The 5,074-nt window shown below is 62.3% G+C and carries 4 protein-coding genes, 1 pseudogene and 1 riboswitch; all 5 genes and pseudogenes read left to right on the forward strand.

Annotated features, from left to right (window positions below; genetic code table 11):
• The first annotated feature begins 255 nt into the window (after positions 1–255).
• A riboswitch (cobalamin riboswitch) is annotated at positions 256–477 on the forward strand.
• Positions 478–580: 103 nt separating this feature from the next.
• Positions 581–937, forward strand: a complete 357-nt coding sequence (locus tag ACOHX0_RS21740; protein WP_420679337.1) for a DUF1636 family protein — start codon at positions 581–583, stop codon at positions 935–937.
• Positions 934–1,722, forward strand: a complete 789-nt coding sequence (locus tag ACOHX0_RS21745; RefSeq protein WP_420679338.1) for an ABC transporter ATP-binding protein — start codon at positions 934–936, stop codon at positions 1,720–1,722. Before ACOHX0_RS21740 ends, ACOHX0_RS21745 begins: the two co-directional genes overlap by 4 nt.
• Before the next feature lie 14 nt (positions 1,723–1,736).
• A complete protein-coding gene (locus ACOHX0_RS21750; protein WP_420679339.1) occupies positions 1,737–2,681 on the forward strand; it encodes an ABC transporter substrate-binding protein in 945 nt (314 codons plus the stop codon).
• A gap of 1 nt (position 2,682) precedes the next feature.
• A complete protein-coding gene (locus ACOHX0_RS21755; RefSeq protein ID WP_420679340.1) occupies positions 2,683–3,693 on the forward strand; it encodes a FecCD family ABC transporter permease in 1,011 nt (336 codons plus the stop codon).
• Between the two features lie 76 nt (positions 3,694–3,769).
• Positions 3,770–4,561: pseudogene (locus ACOHX0_RS21760) on the forward strand (IS5 family transposase); the annotation flags it as partial.
• Positions 4,562–5,074: the final 513 nt, after the last annotated feature.

Genomic DNA, 5,074 nt, shown 5'->3' on the forward strand with positions numbered 1-5,074 from the left:
TTCGCGAATGACATTCTGGCTGGTCAGCTCCCGGACGCCATCAGGAAGCGGAAACACCGACTTCGTAGAGAACCAGGACCCCGAACGGCAATAGAACCCGCACTTCACGATCCCGCAAACAGAGAACTGCTATGCGCAAAGAAGTAATTATTACTTTGCAGGAATTGACCTGGTTGGCCGTCTGCCGGCCTCTGCCTTCTGTCAAGGGGAAGCACTCGACATCTATCGACATCTATTGACACCACGAAGATTGCTTCCATACATAGCCGTGATGGTTTTCCCCGGGGCCACTCCGGGGAGATGAAAAGGGAACACGGTGCGGTGTAGCCATCAGGCGCCAATTCCGTGACTGCCCCCGCAACTGTGTGCGGCGAGCGATGCCGGGAAACCACTGGCCCCAAGCCAATGCTTGGGCCGGGAAGGCCGGTTCAGCAGCGACCCGCGAGTCAGGAGACCTGCCATCAATTGTTCAACCAAACCCGGGACGGGGCGTCCTGGACGGAGGCTATTATGGCACGCGTTTTTCGTGTTCACATGACCGGTCCCTTCTGTCCGCATGCGCAGGCTTGCGAGGCGGAACATGCAGGGCTGTGCTGAACACACCATTCTGATCTGCTCCACCTGCATGGGGGCAGGCGGGGCCACGCGGCTGCGCATCGCTCTGGCGGGCCGGATCCCGGAGAGCTTTACCCTGCGCGCTGTTGACTGCATGGCGGACTGCGACCGCCCGGTGACAGTCGGCTTTCAGGCTGCCGGCAAGGCGCAGTACCTGTTCGGCGGCATCGAAACCCCGGCGGATGCAAAGGCGCTGGCCGAATTCGCGCATCAGTATCTGGCCAGCAAAACCGGCTGGACCAATTCGGCAGAGCGCCCGGCGGGTCTGAGCGACAAGACCCTGGCCCGGATGCCGCGCCTGCGCACAGAGCTTCCGGCATGAGCGCACCCCTGCCCTTCCTCAGCGTGCGCGGTCTGGAGTATTTCGCTACGAACGGCGAAGCGCTGGTTTCCGGCGTGTCATTTGAGCTGGACCAGGGCTCGGTGCTGGCCATTGCAGGGCCCAATGGCGCGGGCAAGTCTACCCTGCTGAACCTCCTGTCGGGAATCGAGCCCCTGGCCCTAGGCGAGGTGCTGGTGGGCGGTGATTGCCTGCGCGCGATGTCCGCCGAAGACCGCGCCCGCAAGATCGCCGTTGTCAGCCAGCAGTCCTCCCCGGACGGGCGGCTTCTGCTGCGCGACTATGTGGCGCTTGGCCAGATACCACTCGCGCGCGGCCGCTCTGCCGGACGCAATGCAGGCGCATTGGCGCGGATCCTCGATCACACCGGCCTCGCCGAGAAGACAGGCAAGCCGATGTCGCAGCTTTCGGGCGGCGAGCGTCAGCGCGCCCATATCGCCCGCGCCCTGGTGCAGGAGCCTGCACTGCTGTTCCTGGACGAGCCTACCAACCACCTGGATCCGGACGCCAAGGGGCGGATGCTGTCGCTGGTCGCCTCGCTGGGCGTCACCGTGGTGATGGTGGTGCACGACCTGGTGATGATCCCTGAATTCGCCACCCATGCCGCCTTGATGAAATCCGCCCGCCTCACCGCCTTCGGCCCGGCCAGCGATGTGCTGACGCCCGAAAGCGTGCAGGACACATTCGGGGTCAGCTACCTGCGGCTACCCCACGAAGGCCGCATGATCCCGGCTCTGGACATAAGAAAATCCCAAGTTCAGCTCTGAAGGAGACCCCCGAAATGAAACTGCTTTGGACCGCTGCCGTCACGGCCGGCTTGGCCACTGGCGCCGCAGCCGAAGTCACGGTCGACAACTGCGGCACGCCGCTGGTGTTCGAAGCCCAGCCAGAACGCCTGGTAGTGCATGACATTAACATGTCCGAAATGGCCTTTGCCCTGGGCCTGCAGGACAAAATTGTAGGCGTCACCGGCATCACCGGCTGGTACAAGACCAGTCCCGAATTCGATGCCGCCCGCGGCGCAATCCCGGAACTGGCGCCGAAGTACCCGACCGTGGAAAACCTTGTCGCTGCCAAGGCCGACCTGTTCTTTGCCGGCTGGTACTACGGTATGAAGCCCGGCGGCGAGGTCACTCCGGACACGCTGGAACCCTTCGGCATCAAGACTCTGGTCCTGACCGAAAGCTGCGTCCATCTGGACAAGGACCGCCCCGAAGCCAGCATGGACCTGCTGTTCAGTGACATTCTGCGCCTGGGCAAAGTGATGGACGTCGAGGAGAAAGCCGAAGCGCTGGTTGCCGGCTGGCAGGACCAGCTGGCGGCCATCGAAGCCAAGACAGCGGATCAGCCCAAGCCCCGTGTCTTTATGCTGGACGGTCCGGCGGATGCGCCCTTTACCGCCGGCAAGTTCGCCATTCCCGACGCGATGATCGCTGCCGCAGGCGGCAACAGCGTGACCCATGATCTGAACACCAGCTGGGGCCGCACCTCCTGGGAGGCGATTGCCGCCGCCAACCCGGAATATCTTGTGCTCCTGGACTACCAGAACGGCAATGGCGCCGCCGACACCTTCAAGTTCCTGCAGGAGCACCCGGTAATGGCCCATACCGACGCGGTAAAGAACGAACGCTGGGTCGGCCTGCGCTATGAAGAGCTGACACCGGGGCCGGCAAACATTGCGGCGATTGAAAAAATCGCCAAGGCGATGCACCCGGACCTGTTCTGATATGGGCCGCTTCGGCCTCTCGTTGACACTGGGGGCGGCCGCACTGGCCGCCTTGCTTCTGTTGTCGGTGCTTTATGGCACGACGGATGTGCCGGTCTCCGAGGTCTTTACAGCCATTTCCGCCGGACTGGGTATCAGCCGCGCCGAGCCGGAGCCGGCGCACCGTATCATCTTGGACCTGCGGCTGCCGCGGGCGCTGTTTGCCGCGCTGATCGGCGCCGGTCTGGGACTAGTCGGCGCGGTGCTGCAGACCACCACCCGCAATGATCTGGCCGATCCTTTCCTGTTCGGCCTTTCCTCCGGTGCTGCCGCGGGTGCGGTACTGGTGATCACCGTGACGGGGGATGTGCTGGGCATCTGGACCCTGCCGCTGGCCGCCTTCTGCGGCGGGCTGGTGGCTTCGGGAATCGTGCTGGCGCTGGTCCAATCGCTGCAAACCAGAGCCCCGGAAAAACTGATCCTGGCAGGCCTCGCCGTCTCCTTCCTGTTTGCCGCCATCACCAACTATCTGATTTTCTCCGGCGACAACCGCGCCGCCCATTCGGTAATCTTCTGGATGCTCGGCGGGCTGGGGCTGGCGCGCTGGGAGACGCTGCCTCTTGCCGCCGCCGGGCTGGGCCTGATCCTGGCCTATTCGCTTTGGCGCAGCCGCTGGCTGGATGCGCTGCTGGCCGGCGACATCACCGCCGCCAGCCTCGGCGTACCGGTCAAATCCGTGCGGTTCCGAATGTTTCTGATGGCCGCGCTTTCGACCGCCGCCTTTGTCTCGGTTGCTGGTGTCATTGGATTCGTCGGCTTGATGGTGCCGCACCTCGCCCGGGGTCTGGCAGGCCCTCTGCATCGCCGCCTCCTGCCCATGGCTGCATTGATTGGAGCCATGCTGCTTACTGCTTCCGATATCGCGTCTCGGGTGCTCCTTGCTCCACAAGAGCTGCCAGTAGGGATTGTTACGACATCGGTCGGGTCAGTCTTCGTTTTCCTCTTGCTGTTGGGAACAAGAAGCCAGAACTGATTACGCTCTGGACCCATTGATTTGGTTGCAGCCGCCGCGCCGGGCTGATTCAAGCTCCTGAACTTCAGGAGGCGTGATGAGCAGCTTGTTTTGCCTGACCGACGAACAAATGGCGCGGTTGAGACCGTACTTTCCGAAAAGCCATGGTAGGCCGCGTGCGGATGACCGGCGTGTGTTGAGTGGAATTATCTTCATCAATCGCAACGGTTTGCGTTGGTCAGATCCTCCGAGAGAGTATGGCCCGCCGAAGACGCTCTACAACCGCTGGAAGCGATGGAGCGACAAGGGCGTGTTTGCGCGGATCATGGCAGGACCGGCTTCCGAGCACGCGGATTACAAGGCCGTCATGATTGACGCGACCTATCTGAAGGCCCACCGCACGGCGTCCAGCCTGGCAGTGAAAAAGGGAGGCGTGAACGCCTGATCCCTTGCCCGGCAGGGCATTGCGCAGCAATGTCCCGAGAGGGGGCGAACTAAGGGCGGCATGAACACCAAGCTTCATGCCGTCACAGATGCCTCTGGCCGTCCGATCCGGTTCTTCCTGACCGCCGGTCAGGTCAGTGACGACACGGGAGCCAGGGCGCTCCTGAGGAGCTTGCCCGCCGCCGATTGGATGATTGCTGACCGGGGCTACGACGCCGACTGGTTCCGGAATGCCCTGAAAGACAAAGGGATACGTCCTTGCATCCCGGGCAGGAAGTCGCGTGACAAACCCGTTCGATACGACAAGCGCAGGTGCAAGCGACGCAACCGCATCGAGATTATGTTCGGCAGGCTGAAAGATTGGCGGCGTGTCTCAACCCGTTACGACAGATGCCCGAAGGTCTTCCTCTCAGCCATCGCACTCGCCGCCGCCGTCATCTTCTGGCACGGAAATTCAATGAGTCTGGAGCCTAGTAGAAGAACGGGCATGCCCCTGAGGGGCTGGAACCTCGTGAGCCTGCCGCCGTGCGGCACCGCGGAGTATGAAGCCTATCTGACGAGCCCGGAGCGCTACAGGGCACCGAAGGCGGTGACGGAGCAGAGCTGCGCGGTGCTGGACCGGCCGCGCAACGAATGGGTGATCTTCACCCCGGCCTGAAACGATAAAAGCCCCCCGGCGCGAACTGACGCATTCCGTATGGTGGGACACACTACCTACAAACCCTGTTGCGCAAGTCGCGGCAGGGTTTTGTTTTTGAATGGAAAAATGACGTGTGAATGCTGACGCGGAAACGAGAAAATGCCGAGAAAATTTTCTCGGGCACCGTAAGCGGTTCTCTGTTTGCGGGATCGTCAAGTGCGGGTTCTATTGCCGTTCGGGGTCCTGGTTCTCTACGAAGTCGGTGTTTCCGCTTCCTGATGGCGTCCGGGAGCTGACCAGCCAGAATGTCATTCGCGA

This window comes from Cribrihabitans pelagius, assembly GCF_048820915.1.
GTDB lineage: Bacteria > Pseudomonadota > Alphaproteobacteria > Rhodobacterales > Rhodobacteraceae > Cribrihabitans_A > Cribrihabitans_A pelagius.

Bases quoted from the DNA above. Each gene is read 5' to 3' on its own strand.
- ACOHX0_RS21740 (WP_420679337.1), top strand. From the start codon at position 581: ATGCAGGGCTGTGCTGAACACACCATTCTGATCTGCTCCACCTGCATG.
- ACOHX0_RS21745 (WP_420679338.1), top strand. From the start codon at position 934: ATGAGCGCACCCCTGCCCTTCCTCAGCGTGCGCGGTCTGGAGTATTTC.
- ACOHX0_RS21750 (WP_420679339.1), top strand. From the start codon at position 1,737: ATGAAACTGCTTTGGACCGCTGCCGTCACGGCCGGCTTGGCCACTGGC.
- ACOHX0_RS21755 (WP_420679340.1), top strand. From the start codon at position 2,683: ATGGGCCGCTTCGGCCTCTCGTTGACACTGGGGGCGGCCGCACTGGCC.